The sequence below is a fragment of the Gluconobacter aidae genome (assembly GCF_009547075.1).
GTDB classification, from domain to species: domain Bacteria; phylum Pseudomonadota; class Alphaproteobacteria; order Acetobacterales; family Acetobacteraceae; genus Gluconobacter; species Gluconobacter aidae.
Genome location: NZ_WIPH01000009.1, coordinates 23,057 through 39,679, shown reverse-complemented (window position 1 = coordinate 39,679; position 16,623 = coordinate 23,057). Strand labels below are relative to the sequence as shown.

Sequence of the window (16,623 nt, the reverse complement as noted above, 5' to 3'; positions counted from 1 at the left end):
GGGGCCGCTACCTGCTTCAGGACCGTCGAGGAAAAAGGGAGTCGGCCTCTCTAATATAGGCCAGCATCCCGGCCTTCCTCCGCTGACGAAACTGCCAGTTCATCCACCCATTCTGCAGAATATAGAGCCCCAGGGCGAACCAGAACGGCATCATCTCGATCGCAGTCACAAGCGTCTGACTCCGCCATAACCCGCTGAGGCCGACAATGATCCACGCTGCAAGAAGGCAAGCCCCGATGAGGGCTGCGGCCCAGGCGCGTTGATACGTCCTGGCCTGCTGGTTCTGGAGATAGATCTCTACCGCTGCCGGACTGACATCGTACACTTCTGCCGTCGCAACAATGTCGATGCGGCCCGAATCATCAACGCGAAACCCGTCTTCCGCTTCAGGCTTTCTTCGGACAATGCCCCACAGTGTCCGAAGCAGACTGTAGCCATCCCGAATACTCGCGGCCCCAACCGCAACGGATGGAGAGCCTACGACAAATCGGGCTGCCCGGCCTGTTTTGGCCAGGACTCCCTTCTTTTCGTTCGCCCCACTCACTGGCTGACATCCGTCAGGAACTTGTTCAGATCTGGAGGCACGCCGTCGAGACGCCCCAGAGACCCATCATGATGCTTCCAGAAAAAGGTCGGTGTGCCTGTCAGCGACACCGCTTTGGCGGCTGCCATGTTTGCATCAAGTCGGGACTGCGCTTCAGGAGACGGTTGATCCAGCACATTCGAGAGGCCGCCAGACGTCCAGGCTTGAACCATACTGGCATCCGCAGGCAGCGAAGTCATGGCCTTGGCGTAACGCGTACTTGCGCCGCCATCCTCATAATCCAGGAGCGAAAGCGGTACGACCCTTAGACGCAGCTTGCCGCTATCAACGGCGGGCTGAAGGAGCTGCATGGCCCGGATCGAGAACGTGCAGCGCGGATCAATGAACATGATCACTTCCGGCGCGCCTTTCTGGCCGATCACACCAGCATAGATCTGCTCGGACAACGAACCGGACGGGGCCTTTCCGCCTCCCGGGACGTCAATCCGAACCGTGGGGACTGCCCCGGGAATATAGCGGATCTGCTGCCTTGTGACGTTTTTACCCGCGGTATCCCATATTGTACCCGCAATCGCGGCCTGACCGTCTGGCGTCGCATAGACAACCTGGAAACGGTCGCCATTGCGCACAAACATGCCTCTGGTACCGCGCCAGACCTCAAGATCTGTCGCCCGCTTGCCCATCAGCTCGTGGAGGCGATCATAGGGGACGGGAATGAGCGTCCCGCCAATAATGAAGCTGTGATTTTCCGGTGTGAAGAACACAAGAAGCTGGTTATCGCCGTGAGCAACGCCAGTCTGGAGGCCGTGCTGTGGCTCTGCCCACAGGATCTCGCTGCCTGCCTGCACCAGCCGCTGGATCGCGTCAGTCGGCTGAGGCCCGAGCGAAGCGGCCTTTTGAGGTGCTGATGTTTGGGCAGGCGGGGAAGGAACGGCGCATTGGGTCTGCGCCATTGCCGGTGCTGCCAGGAACAAAGATCCGGCGAGATAAAGAGAGGTACGAGAACGCATAATGGGTCTCCTGAAGAATTAAGGAGACCCTATTGGGCTGAGATGCGACTAAGAGCTGCTTTTTGGAGCGTCTGGAAGAGGACCGTAGAGGGCGCGATATTGTTTAAGCGAAGCCTCGGCTTTATCTGCCCAAGCCTTCAACTCGTCGTAGTTAGCCTCCGACTTATCGCCAAAATCTTTCCACTGGTTTGTTAAAGACTGCTGACGCTCCAAATCAGAGCGCGCAAGGACCAGATCTGCTTCAAGAGCCGCAATCTGGTCCTTGCGCTCCTTCATAATCCCTTCTTGCCACTTGATATGGTCGAGGAACTCCTGCGCTTTGGCTACCAGAACTGCGTACTTGTCCTGCCAGCTCTCAGAAGGACGACGCAGTAGATTGTCCACCACCTCACGTCGGCGACGCGTGGAATCGGCAGACATTTGGCCAAGCATGTACCCGGCCCATCCACTCATTCCATCATTGCCAAACATTTCAGACCTCATGTGGTACGGCTTAACGTTGTATCTACCAAGTTAGAGCCTTGTTTTGTCAATGCGCCACCGTTTTTCGAGTTACCTGCCGTCTCACCTTTTTTAGAAGGTGCAAGCGAACTTTCAATTCCTTTCAAAGTACCGGCCATACCGATTACCGCAGCATCCTTAGAAAACTGATCCAGATCGACGCGGTTCCCTTCATGGAAGCCAATCATGGCAGGAACCCGCTCAGGGAGGATCGCAATCAGCCTGAAGCACATGAGAGCAAGCGTGATATGGACCGTGACGTACATGCCGAGCATGACGACGACACCAATAAGATTGGTCACGATCCAGCCATGCGAGAGCACGAACCCTGCTGCCACACCGAATGTCTGGTGGATCAGCCAGGACATGGCATCAAACACGAAGTAGCCGAGGAAAAGCCCGAACAGCATCAGGGTCGGTCGGAAAAGGACATTGAAGATCAGGGCATATCCTGCTTTCGCGTGCCCATGCAGACCTTCGCCGGACATTGTCATGTGGGCCAGCATCCAGAGCGGGACAGCGATCACGCCTTCGCACACCAGAATGAGCCAGCCAGCAACGCCCGCCATCCACATCACCCAAGGGATCATCGGCAGCACGAACGCGAGTGTAAGGCCCGGAAGCAGAAGCGCCATTGCGCCTGTGAGGATTGGCGTGCTGAGGAACTGCACGACGACATGCCCCACACCAATGCCAGCAGCCCCCGCGAAATTCCCGGTTAGAGCCGCGCCAGCCGCTGTGACTGCCGATCCTGCGTCCGAACTGAGAAGTGCTGCGGATGCCATGACCAGAAGGGCCGTGGTGATCATCCAGTTCCCGAGGCCCATGAGGTTTCCGAACGGATCCGTCCAATAGCCTTCAGCGCCAGATGGCTCGATGAACGCCATGACCGTCTGAAGCGTGTAGTCACTCAGATGCAAAGACCGCGCGACCTGAGACAGCACCCCTGCGCCATCACCGCTCGGCGTGACACCGGCATAGAGATCACTGCTTCCGCCTGGAGCATTCATGCCGTCCTGCGTGGCGACCATATTGGAGATATTGGCGAGAAGTGCGCCAATCGACTGCATCATCGGCGCAATATCTCCGTGCACGTCCTCGCCCAGTCCAACATAGGTCGGGGCACTGACAGTCGGCGTTGACGCCATCAGGGACATAGTTTCCCCATTGAGACGGGCAAACTCAAGGTAGTAGGCGCCCGCACCTGTCCAGCCGAGACTATCCAGACGGCCCTTGGTGTTGGCCGCGTCTCCGTTGGTCCCGCTGTTCCACGCCTGAAAGCTGGTACTACGCTGTGTGACGGCTGCCTGAACCTGCTGGCGGATACTGGCAGCCTTGGCGGTCAGCTTGCTGGTGTAATCATTGGTCGCCTGCGTCATAAGGGTCACGAGCGGGGCCAGACTGGAGGACTTCTTGGTCTGCCAGAACTGGGTTGCAACCTGCTGGACCTGCGGCCGGATCTCGCCCACCAGAACACTATCCAGAATCTGCTGCTGCATGGCGGCCGTATCGACCGTGATCCCCAGGATCTTCGTCGCTGCGCGCGGAGCCTGGATCGTGACAGAACCGCAGACCGGCTGCCCGTCTCCCGTGGTCATCTGATAGGGATAGGTAATCATACCCAGATCGGAGCCGGATACGGCCTTCACGGTTCTCCCGGTCGGGGCTGGCACAAGGCTCGAATTGGATGAGGCCAGGTTGACCAGATCCCGGCACATTTCATTGGCGATCAGGCCAGCCACAATGGTTTTCGTACCCGGCACCATGGGCTGTGCGATGGTTTTTCCGTCCGGACCAATCGCCTGCACGGCGGAGGAATAGACCGTCTTCGCCATGCCGACACCCCAGAGCGAACCCTGAACGAACGCGGCCTGACCCGCACTGAAGCCGCCTGCAACCGGAAGCATCATGATGGCGCCAAAGGCCATACGCACGATACTCATGGACGTCTGATTGGATCCAAGCACCTTCGACGTTTCGGCCGAGCGGTGCATGTTCATCATCATGACGTAAGAAACAAAGGCCATGGCCAACGCCATGACGAAGCCGGACAGATCGCCCAGCATGGTTCCGATAACCGTGGCCTCGGTGCCGGTGGTTGTCGAGGACGACCCGAACACCGGAAAGACCGACTTGATCATGGTCGCGGCCCAATCATCACCAGGATCGAGCATGTTCCACGTCACGCCATAAGTGGAGTTTCCCGACGTCGAATTGCCTGTGACCGACTGTGCGTGAGCTATTCCTGTCGTGAGGAAGATGGGCAGGACGCTGAGCGCCCTACCCGTGTTTCTGAAGCGTCTGAGAGAAGTCATCACTTATAATCCCGGGCTTGCGCTGGCTGACGCAGAAGGGGACGGCCGGAAAACAGAGGCGACGGCCTCAACCGCCTTTTTCACCAGCTCACGCGCCTTCTCTGAGAGATCTTCGACCATGCTGGTCCCGGCTTCCTTTCCCGGCACCCCCTTGGCAAGCTCGCCAATCTTGCTGTCCAGGCCGTTGAAGCGCTGCTCGACCTGAGCTTCTGATCCTCGCTGCACCCCAATATCGGCAGCTTTCTCGCGATGAGCGCCGTAGGCCGCAACCGCTTCACCCGCTTCCTTCAGTTGCGCTGCGAACGCCTGATTGGTGCTTCGCTCGGCTTGAAATCGCGATTGCAGGCCTTCATGCCGCCCTCCCGGCCGCATTTCGCTCAACACACCATCCATGCCGTTCGGCTCGGATTTTGCGGCCTCGGCGATTTCCCGCATGACTGACGATGCAGGCGTATTCTGCACGGCTTCCAGCGCACTCTGCGCCTTCAGGCCCAGGGCCTCGGTCTGATCCAGATGATTGGCGTCGGCCTGCTGCCCGTGGGCCGCATTCATCGTCTGGGCCTTGGCCATCCAGTTAGACCCGGGCGTGACGGTCTGCTGCACGGCCTCAGGACGAATGGCCTGTGCGAGACGGGTAAAGAGACCCGGGCCGCGCACCTGATAAACGACCTTCTCATCGGCTTCCTGTTCAGGGGTTTTCGCCTCCTCCTTCGCCGGCCCAGGTCTATTCTGCGCTTTAGCTCCGGTATCAGCTTTGCTCGATGCCTCTGGTGCTGCCTTCTTGTTCTCGGTTGCGCCAGCGTTTACCGGTCGCTCAGGGCGTTGGGCCTGTGGCTGGTCTGCTCCCGGCTCCCCGCCTCCAGGAGAGGCGTGCATCCGTGGATCAGCCTTTTCTCCCGAGGGATGAGTTGGGGTGTCACCCTCTTGCACGCGTGGATCCTCACTATCCTCTGGCTCAGGGGCGTCCGGAATATCATCGAAAGGTGGTGGCTCAGGACTTCCATCAAACTCGGAGGCCGGTTCCACAGGTCTGACGTCTGCCTGTTCGTCCTGTGTAACGGTCTGCGCGTCAGGGTCGTGTGTCGAGAACCGTGCGGCAGTGGCAACCCGCTCGGACAGGGATTGAAGAACCTCGTCAATCTCCGGATTACCCTGCTGATCGGCCCCCATGGAGGCGACGCGCTCCGACACAGAGCGCACCGTGTCCACCAGTCGCTGATCCATCAGATCGGCGGTCTGCCCCATAAAGCCCTTGAGGGTCTCGGACGTCAGGCCGGGCACGCTCATGGCACGCTGTGTCATCTCTTCGCGCAGCCCATTTTCCTGCGGCAGAACCGGTCCGACCAGACGCTCGGCGTCCTGAAGCACATAGGCGACGTTGGTCCGAAAGCGGTCATTGGATGCAAGGTCCGGATCCTGATGCTTCTGGGCAAGCAGGGTGATCTGCCCGGCCAGTTGGGGCGCATCCTTCTCAAGTTGGGGCCGCACACGCTCCAGGCTCTGGAAGACGTCCGCGAGGGCAGGGATCTGCGTATCATTCTGGGCCATGTCAGCCTCCGGGATTGACGTTTGGTGATGGGATGGGGGCAAGTCTCTTGGCCTCGCTTTCCTCCTCGTGCTGCGCCACCTGTGTTGCGGCGAGCGAAGACTGGAAAAGCCCGAGACGGTAAGTCTGCAAGGCGAGGTAGTTGGCCTGAGCCTGCTCGATCGCCAGCTCACGCATGACCGTTGCGGGTGGCATCTGCTGAAGGTTCTTGTTCCAGGTCACGCCAGAGACACGGCGATTGACCTCAAGGCTCATCGACGTCAGCCACGAGGCCTGATCCGCGACGGTCATGCCCTCAGCCTGCATCTCGGTTTTCTGCACATCGGTCAGGTTGATCGACGGGATCTCCAGCGAGGTGATGAAATTCATCACGTAGCGCGAGAGCGACATGCGGGCGTTGTAGGCGCGACGACGCAACGCGGCCTCACGTCCGGACGTGGACGTAAGCTGCTCGCCGCGCAGTGCAGCAGGGGCTACAGGCTGGATAAGTGTCGTGCTGTAATCGTTGGCGGCGTCCACACCGCCGTCAGCCGACAGGGTGTCCTGCCCGAACAGGGAAATGGCCCGCTGGTCCGCATTGGGCAGACGGGAAAGAGCCGAGCAGAGACCGGCTGTGACGTCTTCCTGCGAGCAATACCGCCGCCCGTGCAACGCCATGCTCGATGCCACGCCCTGGCCCTTGCCATAGTAAGAGGGCGTTCCGGCGTCGGCCTCTCCACGACTGTCCGTAATCGTCGCAATCGCGCGGGTTGCCGTTCTGGCCGACTGAGACGCGCCCTGGGTGGCCTGCGCCCCGTCAATCCCCGTGCAGAACTCCGGGTTCATCATATGCTCGTCGCGGATCGTCGTATCCTGCTGGCGGCGAGCAAACTCCGCCATCGCTGTATTGGACGCATCCGCAATACGCTGCTCGGCGGCGACACCCGCCTTTTCGTAGTTACTGAGCTGTGTGAACCCCTTGTTCAGCATGGAGCTGACGGAATTGGGGTTCGTCAGGCTATCCATCGAATTGTTCAACTGAGACGTCAGCGTCTTGGTCATCGACGACAGCGCGGAGCCCGTGAATTTCTGCAGGGCGCTGATGGCCGCGACCACCGCCGCTTCACCGATGAACGCATTTGCAGGCTTAGGCATCGCGACAAGAACGGTCGTGCAGAGAAGCATCGTTGCGATTGTTGGATTGAGGCGGATCTTCATCAGAATACCCCATCCAGAGATGTGCTGGTGTAGCCGGTCGGCAGACGTGGCTCACCCCGGACATACCCGTTTGAATCGCCGTTCCCGAGGCTCCCGGCCGCGAGCTGGGGGCCGCTGCCGCCAAAGTTCAGGGAGGGGCACATCATGCCGCCTCTGCCTGTCAGACCAAGGCCGACATTCACACCGTTCAGGCTCAGGCCACATTGTTGCGCGGCCCCGACGGTATTGTCCCATTCGGTCTGGGCGGCCGAGCAGATTTCTCCTTCGACCTGCCCGACAACGTCATTGATCAGCGCTGCGGGGTTCGCAATGTTCGTCAGGAGATTGAGGCCCGTACCATTGAAAAACTTGTCCAGGCAGGAGAGGCCACTGACACTTTCAGGCTGCTTCTCATAAGCATTGTTAGCCTTGATGCGCCCGTTTACGGCGTCCGCTGCGGCCTGCGTGAGGGTTGCGCAGGCCTGACTGCCCTGTGTTGCGGCAGATGCGCTCAGAGGGACCGAAAGAGTAGCGGCCACGAGAAGAAAGGATGTCCGTTTCATGCGGCCGCCCTCTCCGCTTCTGGATCGAGAAGGTCGCGCAGAAGCGCGAGACGATCGTCAGAGAAGACGCGCGCGGACAGCTCTGCCCTTTTCTGACTGTCTGTCCATGCGACCAGTTCAGCACGGCTGGAGACCGCAGATGCTACAAGATCCTCTCCGCCTCTGACGGTCGAGACCACTTCGGCAACAAAGGTCCGTCGCTCCTCGTTCGGTAAAGACACAAGGAGGTCGGCCAGAGAGGCGATGATCGCCCCGTCCGTGCCGGAAGTGTGTCCATTCCGGACACGGAAATGCTCAAGCAGATTGTGCCGTGCAAGAGCAAGGTTAGGGGCCAGAGAACTCTGCGGGGTGTCCCTGTGCGGTGTTGGATCGTCTGGTGACATGCCTCTCTCCTGGGTAAGTACCAGGAGAAAAGCAGCTCGATCTGCGACTAAGGCTTATTTCTTCAAAATAGTGACGTGAGCGCGTCCAACCTCGATACGCTCGCCGAGCGGGCTGACTGTGGTGGCCAGAACCTTGTTCCATTCCCGACCGCCCTGCCAGTCCACGGCCTCGCCTGGATCAACGCCTGCACCGTAAGTGACACGGACACCTGATGGAACGATCTGCCTCACGGCGAACGACAACGGCACCTGATGGCCATAGCCAGTCGTCATGCGGAAGTGATGAACCACCTTCGGCGGCTCGGCCTGCACGGACGGTTCTGCGGGAGGTGCCAGAGAGACTGGTCCCGAAGGGGCTGACGAAGGAAGGGGCGGTGGCGCGTGACTGATCTCGAAGGCCGCTTCAGTCAGCATTGCTTTGGGCATCGCTGGAGCTGGCTGCACATGGGCGGGAGGCAACATTACAAACACTCGGTTTCTCCTGAAATAACTTAATATTCTAAATCGCAGATCGACATGCGACTGAGGAGAAATGTTAAATTCGAACTCAGTTGTCAGGGGCGCTCTCGTGGGTATTTTGCAGTATCCGGACCCGAAGTCCGGTGCGTAAGCCTGCCGAGAGAGAGAACTAGCCATGAACAAGAAAACAGAGACGCAGGTAAGTGACGGCCAAACTGACGAATATCTTGTGGACCTAGGACAGAGAATTAAAGAAGTTCGGGAAGGCAAGGGAATGAATGTGGTAAACATTTGTTTCGTAACAGATTTGGCTGTTGGGACGATTTCAAATATCGAGAGGGGGAAAAATGTATCTTATGTGACCCTTCATAAGATACTTCTAGCCCTTAAGACACCTCCCAATGAAATACTCCCCCCTGATGATCATGATATACTTCCGATCGAAGTAAAAATAAGCGATGAAGACACACAGAAGTATCTGGACTTGGTCAGTGCCTTCCAAAAAACGTCTGCATCTTTATCTCTTCTAATACATAAGCTCCAGCTAGCCCGTGAGCATGACGTTGCCGAGAGCAAGAATGTCACCTCGTCAGAAACTGACCCACGAGAACCTGTTGTGAGGCAGCTTGGTGAACGAATCAGAGATATTCGACTTGCCCGTGGGATGAACGTCTCTGAGTTAGGCGCGGCTAGCGGGCATCAGACGCCCGCTCTGCAACTAATAGAAATCGGTTTGAGAAAGCCCTCAATCGAGTCTCTTCGACGTATCGCAGCGGCCTTGAAGGTCGCTACATTCGATCTATTCCCTGGGCTTCCCAATCAGAAAGAGATTTTCAATTCTCTCCGGACGCTCGGACTCTACAGCAACATTCAGAGCGTCCGCGAGCAGGTGGAATTTTTTAACGATAGCTTCATCGCATTAGGCGCCGCCGTTCAGAAACAGGTGAACTAACGAAAAACTTTTTGTCGTTTCTTGTAATAAGACTTGAAACGGATGATCTATCGTCGGATAAGACCTTACACGTTGAAACGCGATAGGGACTTCCGACGATGTTTGCACACACCCGCTGCTCCCCACTTCCGGCTTCCGGCGTCGTAGCAGGTGGGCTTTTCCAACCGTCACTCGTAGAACGCAGCAATACGCATTCCCCGATTTCCCTTGGGAAAGCTCCTGAGGAAATCAGAACGCTCGTCATCACGATGGCCACCAAGGGCGTAAATGCTGCACACATCGCGGCCGCACTTTTCATAAGCCGCCTGGAGATTGAAGCCATTGCGCGAGAGGAAGGACTTCCTCTCAAGCGCACCCCGCTCAGAAATGGGCCTCGGGCATGGTCTCTTCTCGACATCAGCCGCCTCAGCCGCGCATGGGCCGAGGGCGAAGACCTTTCCGCCATAGCAAAGCGCCTCGACCGCACAGTCATGGCGGTTCGCAAGAAACGCGCTGCTCTCGGTCTGCCCGCGCGGGAACGCTATGCCGAGGTGGTCTGGACGGACGCCGACGTTGCCACTCTTCTGGCTCACCGTGAGCGTCGCATCGGGCTCCAGCGCATTGCCAAACAGATGGGCCGCAGTGTCCGCAGCCTGCAACGAAAGCTCGTCAGCCTCCGCCCAGGTGCTGACTCTTGCGCCATTCCGGCCGACCCATCCGTCGTCCTGACCTGGGAACAGGCGTCACGCCTGACGCCAGAAGAGCGTCGGGGCCGCAGATGGCAGGTCCGGAACTCACCAACCGGGCTGGTCATCGGCTTCAGCCGGAATGCCTGCACCACGCGCTGGTCCGCGGAAATGCAGCACGAGCTGGCCATGCGGCATTTTGCCCACCAGTCTCCTGACGCAGTGGCCGAGGACTTTCTCCTGACCGATCGCACCATAGTCAGTCAGTCCGGATGGCTCCATCTGCCGCGCCGCTCCAAGAAAGACATGCGCAACACGTTCGATCCGGACCTGTATGAGGTCTATCTGAAGAAGATGGATTACGTGCGCCGCGAATGCCTCGGCAAGGCCGGGTTCTATTTCTGGACCACCCGCCGTAACGGCCGCCGTATCAGCCGCTTGCACCAGCAGACCGCCGTCATGCGCTCGGGCGATTAATCCGCAAATTTCTCCATTTTTTCAGCTTCAGTCGCAGATCAACGGGTCACGGTGACGATGACACAGTCATCATGAGGTTTGAAATGCCATCCGCAGCCCCGCTGTCGTTCCACGGAGACATCGCGCCATGAGCCGCTCCTCGGGATCCCTGAGCCGACGCCTGACCGATCCTGATTTTCAGGGAAAGATCGTTGAGCGTTCCTTGCAGACGTCCATCGCCCTCGCGGCTGTCGTGGTCGTTCTGGCCGTTCTTCTGGCCCGCGCCTGGTCGTATCATCCACTCCCGAAGTATTTCTTCGTGGATGGGATCAACGCCCCTCGCCCGGCTATCGCGCTAAATAGCCCGATCCTCAGTCAGGAAGATTTCCTGTCGTGGGTCATCAAGTGGTCGCTCAAGCCCTACAACATCAATTACCGGGATTATCCGTCGCAGCTTAACGCAGCCGGATCGCATTTCACCATCAATGGCTGGAATACGTTCGCGCAGTCCTTCGTCCAGGACGGCAATCTGGCGAAAATGAAAGAGGCCAAGCTGCTCTGCTACGCGCAACCGACGCGTGCCGCCACCATTCGCCAGCAAAGCATGGTCAACGGTCATCACCATTACGTCGTGCAGTTCCCGTTCGTTCAGACCTGCGAGAACGTCAATGTGGAAAGCTCCCAGACCCTGATTGCAACCGTGCATGTCGAGCGTGTCGATGACGCTGATCACCCTGACGGCATTGCCATCACCCAGCTTGTGGCCAGCCCGCAGTGAGGATCCGTGCCATGAAAACCCGTTCCTTTTCGTTAGCCCTTCTTGGCCTCATGGGCTTCATGCCCTTCACCGCGCTGGCACAGTCGGCCGCCCCTGGTCCGGAGACCCCACCAGCGTCTCCCCCTCTCTCTGCCGAGCAACAGGATCAGCAGGCCGCCGAAGATGAGGCCATACCCCTGACGCCGGAGATGATCCGTCGCCTCGGCAACCGTCTCAAGGAGAACCAGAAAGCGCGTGAGGATGTCGCTACGGAAGTCGCGGCTCCGACAAGCCGCCCGGCCATTCGCGTGTCTTTCGCACCCGGCCAGCAGACATCGCTGATTTTCACGACCAAGGGCTATCCCACGGCCGTCTCTTTCGTGGATCGCTCCGGAGCACCCTGGCCGATTGCGTGGAACACGACCAGCACGTCCGCCAATCCGGATGGTCTGAAGAACTGCTCGTCTGACGGGGGCAAAGGGGGTTCCCCTGCTGTGCAGACCACGGGTTTTTACACCTGCGTTCCTTATGCTGGCAGCAACACCATCAACATCGAGCCACTGTCGCTGTCTCCGCGTGGTGGCCTGCTCGTCACGCTCAAAGGCGCCATCAAGCCGATCTCGTTCCTGCTTCTGGCCGGTCGGGGCACCTATGACGACAACCTGACAGTGCGCGTGAACGAAGACGGCCCTAACGCCAAACAGGAAATGGGACCGGAAGCCGCCCCTGGCACGGCAGAGCCCTTCATGAATGCCATGCTGTCGGGGATCGCTCCGGCCTCTGCCGTTCCCCAGAGCGTCGAAGGTCTCTCCCCTGACGACGTGCGGGCGTGGCGGATGGGGAATGAACTCTACATCCGCACGCGGCTAGCGCTCATGACGCCTGCCTGGGACAGTTCTGAGCGCGGTGAAGACGGCTACACCCTCTATGCCTTCCGCCAGACCCCTTACATTCTCCTGTCGGATTCCGGTCGGACCGTGTCCGCGTCTCTCAAGGACATGACGCCATGATGCCGAAGCTTCCAAAGTTCAAATCCGTCCTGTCGAGCGCGACACGCGGCGGAAACCGCCGCCTGGTCGTGCTCGGCGCCTCGGCCGTCTCCGTGATCGCTCTGGTGCTTGTCGTCTCACATCATGAGACCAAGCAGATGCCCAAGTCTGACCCGGGTCAGATCGCAGAGATGAACGCTCTGCCCGCTGGAACCAACACCAATCCGGAACAGGATCGTCTGCGTCATCTGCAGAACACCGAAACCGCGCAGAAGTCCGAAGGCGCTGGCCAGTCTTACACGCCGGATCTGGCACCGGCCGTTGCGCGTGCCGACAAGGGCGAAAAGAAAGATGCCGTCCTGTCCTATGACGGCGCGCATGGTCAGCCGCAGGAAGTCGGGTACAGCGCGCCGATTACCCCTCCTGCACCGCCGCCAACGCCGCCGCATATCGATAACGCTCCGCAAGCACCGCTTGTGCAGACCGATCCGGCCTATTCCTCTTCTGGCAATGGCGAAACCTCTCAGGCCGAGCAGCAGGAGCGTGAAAAGCGCCGCGCCCGCTACGTCGCCGAAATCGCGCGCATCGAAAGCGGGCTTCAGACCCGGCCCCCTGTCTCGGATCTTCAGGAAGCCGTGTTTAAGCCAGAGCAGGACGGCCAGCCTCAGGCCGAGAAGACAATGGCCACGCGTGGGGCAACGGGCGCATCCGCAGCGGCCACGGCCTCACACGATACCGCAGCCCCGCCAGCGCTGATTCCTGCCGGTCGCGGGATCTATGCCCATACCGTCACCGCGACGGACAGCGACCTGTCCGGTCAGATCGTGCTTGAGGCCGATAGCGGTCCCATCGCTGGCGACCGCATGATTGCGACTGTCGCAAGGGCACCCGGAAACGAACAGCTCCTGGTCGTGCAGGTCAACAAGATCATTCATCAGGGCCGCAATCTCGCAACCAACGGCGTGGTGATGGCGCCCGACACCATGAAGCAGGGTGTCGCCTCCAGCGTCGATCCCCTGATTTTCCAGCGGTTCGTCATGCCAGCAGCGGCTGCATTCGTGCAGGGCCTCGGTCAGGCCATCGAAACCACGTCCAATGTCACGGGCAGCTACAGCGCCCTTGGCGGCATGAACTATATCCAGCGTTTGAACATGGGCCAGCAGCTCGGCGTCGCCGCAGGAAGTGCCGCCTCGGCCGTCAACAGCGCCCTGACACAGGATACGCCAACCCGCTCGCGGATCATTCTGGCCGCCAATGTGAATGTCGGCGTCATGTTCATGGATCCCGTTGTCGATAAGCCCTGAATTTCCGCACTCAGTCGCAGATCGTTCCCCGATCCTTCTGGCAGTCTCAGCCAGAAGGATCTTTTTTATGAGTTCCACAGTTCATCACCTGAACACCGAAACCACTCCGCGTCGGATGGAGCCGGCATCGGCCGCCCCCCCGCCGCCTTCTCAGCACGACACCGTGGCGGACGATCTGGACGGTCACGAAGCAGACCCAACGGCCCACGCTGACAGTCACACGGTCGAACCGGCATCATCCGGCTCCCCTTCCTTTCTCACGCCCCTTATCTCGCGCTACGAGGCACTGACACCCCGCCAGAAGCTCTACGGCGGTTCGGGTCTCGGGATCTGCGGCGTCCTGCTCGTGGGGATTCTGGCAGCCAGCGGGCATCATCATCGCGCTGTCTCCGCGCCTGGCCAGGAAGTCGGCATGGATCAGTCGGCAGCGCCCGTGGCTCAGGCCGCCGAACCGGCTCCGGTGGCGGCCCCTCCTGCAACCGCCGATCTTGCGGAAATGCAGACCCTTGGCCACCCGAAAGCTGCGACGAACCCGTCCGCCACTGCGACGTCGCCGAAAGCGCCTCCTGCGGCCGCCGTTGCCACGCCGTCAGCCGCATCGCAGCCTGCGCCAGCCCAGACTGACGCCACCGGGACTGACGCCCCGGTCGTTGCTCCGCCCACACCTCCTGCCGATCCGGTCAAAACAGCGCAGACCCTCCAGGCCGCGCCCATGGCGACCCAGCAGCAGATCGACGTGCTTCAGCTCGTCACCGAAGAGGCCCGCGTCATCGAACGTGATCGGGGCGAGGTCGAGAGCCTGCGGCAATCTCTGGCAGGGCGCAGTAAAGCTGAAGAAGACCGCCTGAACGATCTGACACGGCGGATTTCCCTGATTGAAGCCAATCACGCCGTCACGGGTGCTGAAAATTCCGGTGCGGATGAGGCCGCCCAGGCCCATGAAGCTGCCGAAAAGGCGCGTGCGGCCCTGAGCGCTGCCATGAACAGGCCTGCGGCTGCGGCCCCGACGTCTTCGAACGCTCCACCCGCTCCGGCCGCCGTGGCCGGCCCGGCTCCAAAGCCTGCCTGGATCCATCACTACCGGATCGTTGCGGCCTCACCGCAACTCGCCATGATCGAAGACAGCGCGGCCCCAAGCGGACAGGCCCGTCAGTTCGAGGTTGGTGTTGGCACGGTCATTCCCGGCTACGGCGCAGTCCTGACCATCAGCCAGCAGGGCGCCACCTGGGTTCTGCACACGGCTCATGGCGACCTGAACTGAGGAGGCCAGCATGGAAGGCCTTGTCAATCTCGTCCACGAGATCGCCGTCGGCATGGGCTGGCTTCTGCCCACGGCCTGCTACGCGGCGGCCGTGAGCTGTCTGATCTTCAGTCTGGTCGGGATCTATCAGTATTACCACCCGACCATTCAGGCCCTGCAGGACAAGCCGTGGCTGCCCTATCTGTCGCTTGTTCTGTGCGGTGTCTTCGCCTCGTTCAACGTCATCCTCACCAAAAGCACTGCCTCGGCCGGAACGGATGTGCAGGTCACTCTGGGCGACGCGGCGACCAGTTACAGCACGGCGGACAGCCTGATCACCGGCACCGGCCCCAAGGACGCGATCCTCGCGATCGTCACAGACTTTGCCCTGTTCTTTCAGATGTTCGGGGCCTGGACGTGCTTCTTCGCCGTCCTGACCTGGTTTGCCATCCAGAGAGGCCGCTCAAACCGGGAGCGCCTTGGCTGCGGCATCCAGTACGTCTTTGGCGTCATGCTTCTCAATCCCGTCAAAGACGCCACCTGGATCCTCTCTTTCTGGCCCTGAAACGGGCTGAAGAAAAAAAATACCCCTCGCCCGCCTCAGTCGCAGATCACGCGGTCAGATTGGTTGGCAGAGGGGATTGTCCCTCACAACGGAGAAACAACTCATGACATCCCAGACAGCCCCGTCTTCTTCCCGCACTCTCACCAAGATCGGCGCGACCGTCGCGACAGCAACCATGCTGCCGATGGTGATGGCTGGCACCGCTCTTGCTGCCGCAGGCGGTACGGCCTCCAGCAACGGCCTTGGCCATCAGATCCAGAACATGGCGCAGGAAGGTACGGACACCATCGGTGTCGGCTCTGCCGCAGCCCTCTACGCGCTGGCCATTGTCGCGCTCGTGACGGGTATCGTGCTGTTCTACAAGTCGCAGAAGGAAGAGACCAAGCGCCCGGGCATGGCGATTGCCGGCGTCGTCTGCTTCGTTCTGGCCGGTGTGGCGGCTACAGGTCCGAAGTGGATCAACAACTCTGCGAACACGGCCTCCAACGGGAATGCTGAAATCAGCAATACCGCCAAGAGCTACCAGTTCCAGTAAGCTGACATGACCTCCAATCCGTTCTTCCTCCAGCCTGGTCTCGACCAGGAGATCCGGCCCGGGAAAGACGGGTCGGATGGCTCGTTCACCTGCTCCTGCTGCGGTCTGCCGTCGCCCGGGGCAGGTCTTCCCTGGACTGGTCCCTCCTCGGGGGCCGGTCTCAGGGTCTGCCAGGTGTGCAATCTCCTGCAGGACACATCGCGTGCGGCCATCGACGCCGAGGCCATGCTGGTCTGGTGGCCGGAAATGTCTCAATCGCGCCTGATGTTTCTTGTTCGCACGGCCCACCAGACGCTCCGCCTGATGGCCAGACAACAGGGTCAGTCTGACAGCCAGTTCTGGAACACCGTCCTGAAGGCCATTCCGGACCCTCTGCTCGGCACGCAGTTTTCCCCCTCTTTCCGGACGCCCATGACGCTCCTGCGTCTGCTGGAATCCAGACGTGCGGAAGCCGAGCATCGACTGCAATCCGGCTCCATCCGTCAGATCACAACGGCCATGCGCCTGTGTGGCAGCGCCGATGAGGCCGTCCAACGCAATCTCGCTCTCCTCCGCGCAGGCCTGCGCATTCTGCCAACCGGCAGGCTGCTTGACGCTGGCGCTGACGTTTACCCGGCCTTCCTCGACAAGGCCCTTGCCCTCACCCCATCCTGACGCGGAGTT

The 16,623-nt window shown here is 60.0% G+C and carries 18 protein-coding genes; 9 read left to right on the top strand and 9 right to left on the bottom strand.

Features of this window, described 5'->3' with window-relative positions; genetic code table 11:
* Positions 1-16: 16 nt before the first annotated feature.
* From GFJ39_RS06010 to GFJ39_RS14190, 9 genes are read right to left on the bottom strand one after another with little or no spacing between them, the layout of a single operon-like run.
* Positions 17-544: a hypothetical protein gene (locus GFJ39_RS06010; protein ID WP_211512950.1), complete on the bottom strand. Its 528-nt coding sequence runs from the start codon at positions 542-544 to the stop codon at positions 17-19.
* A complete protein-coding gene (locus tag GFJ39_RS06005) occupies positions 541-1,554 on the bottom strand; it encodes a thiol:disulfide interchange protein (RefSeq protein WP_153430489.1) in 1,014 nt (337 codons plus the stop codon). The genes GFJ39_RS06010 and GFJ39_RS06005 overlap by 4 nt, the downstream gene beginning before the upstream one ends.
* Positions 1,555-1,602: 48 nt before the next feature.
* Positions 1,603-2,025: an HlyD family secretion protein gene (locus GFJ39_RS06000; RefSeq protein WP_153430488.1), complete on the bottom strand. Its 423-nt coding sequence runs from the start codon at positions 2,023-2,025 to the stop codon at positions 1,603-1,605.
* 8 nt (positions 2,026-2,033) lie between these two features.
* Positions 2,034-4,370 (bottom strand): DotA/TraY family protein, encoded by a 2,337-nt coding sequence (locus GFJ39_RS05995; RefSeq protein WP_062028279.1) that lies wholly within the window; start codon positions 4,368-4,370, stop codon positions 2,034-2,036.
* A gap of 3 nt (positions 4,371-4,373) precedes the next feature.
* A complete protein-coding gene (locus tag GFJ39_RS05990; RefSeq protein WP_153430487.1) occupies positions 4,374-5,918 on the bottom strand; it encodes a chromosomal replication initiator protein DnaA in 1,545 nt (514 codons plus the stop codon).
* A 1-nt stretch (position 5,919) separates the two neighbouring features.
* Positions 5,920-7,113, bottom strand: a complete 1,194-nt coding sequence (locus GFJ39_RS05985; protein ID WP_153430486.1) for a hypothetical protein — start codon at positions 7,111-7,113, stop codon at positions 5,920-5,922.
* Positions 7,113-7,655: a hypothetical protein gene (locus GFJ39_RS05980; protein ID WP_153430485.1), complete on the bottom strand. Its 543-nt coding sequence runs from the start codon at positions 7,653-7,655 to the stop codon at positions 7,113-7,115. Before GFJ39_RS05980 ends, GFJ39_RS05985 begins: the two co-directional genes overlap by 1 nt.
* Positions 7,652-8,038 (bottom strand): hypothetical protein, encoded by a 387-nt coding sequence (locus GFJ39_RS05975; RefSeq protein ID WP_099213446.1) that lies wholly within the window; start codon positions 8,036-8,038, stop codon positions 7,652-7,654. The genes GFJ39_RS05980 and GFJ39_RS05975 overlap by 4 nt, the downstream gene beginning before the upstream one ends.
* A 54-nt stretch (positions 8,039-8,092) precedes the next feature.
* Positions 8,093-8,452 (bottom strand): hypothetical protein, encoded by a 360-nt coding sequence (locus tag GFJ39_RS14190; RefSeq protein WP_228391823.1) that lies wholly within the window; start codon positions 8,450-8,452, stop codon positions 8,093-8,095.
* Between the two features lie 220 nt (positions 8,453-8,672).
* Here GFJ39_RS14190 and GFJ39_RS05965 point away from each other — a divergent pair, with 220 nt between their 5' ends.
* The 9 genes from GFJ39_RS05965 to GFJ39_RS05925 all read left to right on the top strand — a co-directional run bounded on the left by GFJ39_RS05965 (position 8,673) and on the right by GFJ39_RS05925 (position 16,614).
* Positions 8,673-9,449, top strand: a complete 777-nt coding sequence (locus GFJ39_RS05965) for a helix-turn-helix domain-containing protein (RefSeq protein ID WP_153430484.1) — start codon at positions 8,673-8,675, stop codon at positions 9,447-9,449.
* 98 nt (positions 9,450-9,547) lie between these two features.
* Positions 9,548-10,591 carry a hypothetical protein gene (locus GFJ39_RS05960; protein WP_153430483.1) on the top strand — a complete coding sequence of 348 codons (1,044 nt, stop codon included), beginning with the start codon at positions 9,548-9,550 and terminating at the stop codon, positions 10,589-10,591.
* 127 nt (positions 10,592-10,718) lie between these two features.
* Complete coding sequence (locus GFJ39_RS05955; RefSeq protein WP_062028298.1) at positions 10,719-11,348, top strand: DotI/IcmL/TraM family protein; 630 nt, start codon at positions 10,719-10,721, stop codon at positions 11,346-11,348.
* Between the two features lie 11 nt (positions 11,349-11,359).
* Complete coding sequence (locus tag GFJ39_RS05950) at positions 11,360-12,337, top strand: DotH/IcmK family type IV secretion protein (RefSeq protein WP_061500999.1); 978 nt, start codon at positions 11,360-11,362, stop codon at positions 12,335-12,337.
* Positions 12,334-13,620 carry a DotG/IcmE/VirB10 family protein gene (locus GFJ39_RS05945; RefSeq protein WP_153430482.1) on the top strand — a complete coding sequence of 429 codons (1,287 nt, stop codon included), beginning with the start codon at positions 12,334-12,336 and terminating at the stop codon, positions 13,618-13,620. The genes GFJ39_RS05950 and GFJ39_RS05945 overlap by 4 nt, the downstream gene beginning before the upstream one ends.
* A 67-nt stretch (positions 13,621-13,687) precedes the next feature.
* Positions 13,688-14,881 (top strand): hypothetical protein, encoded by a 1,194-nt coding sequence (locus GFJ39_RS05940; RefSeq protein ID WP_153430481.1) that lies wholly within the window; start codon positions 13,688-13,690, stop codon positions 14,879-14,881.
* Between the two features lie 10 nt (positions 14,882-14,891).
* Complete coding sequence (locus tag GFJ39_RS05935; RefSeq protein WP_062028327.1) at positions 14,892-15,425, top strand: hypothetical protein; 534 nt, start codon at positions 14,892-14,894, stop codon at positions 15,423-15,425.
* A 103-nt stretch (positions 15,426-15,528) separates the two neighbouring features.
* Entirely contained in the window at positions 15,529-15,960 is a 432-nt protein-coding gene (locus GFJ39_RS05930; RefSeq protein ID WP_153430480.1) for a hypothetical protein, read from the top strand.
* Between the two features lie 174 nt (positions 15,961-16,134).
* Positions 16,135-16,614, top strand: a complete 480-nt coding sequence (locus GFJ39_RS05925; RefSeq protein ID WP_225198646.1) for a hypothetical protein — start codon at positions 16,135-16,137, stop codon at positions 16,612-16,614.
* Positions 16,615-16,623: the final 9 nt, after the last annotated feature.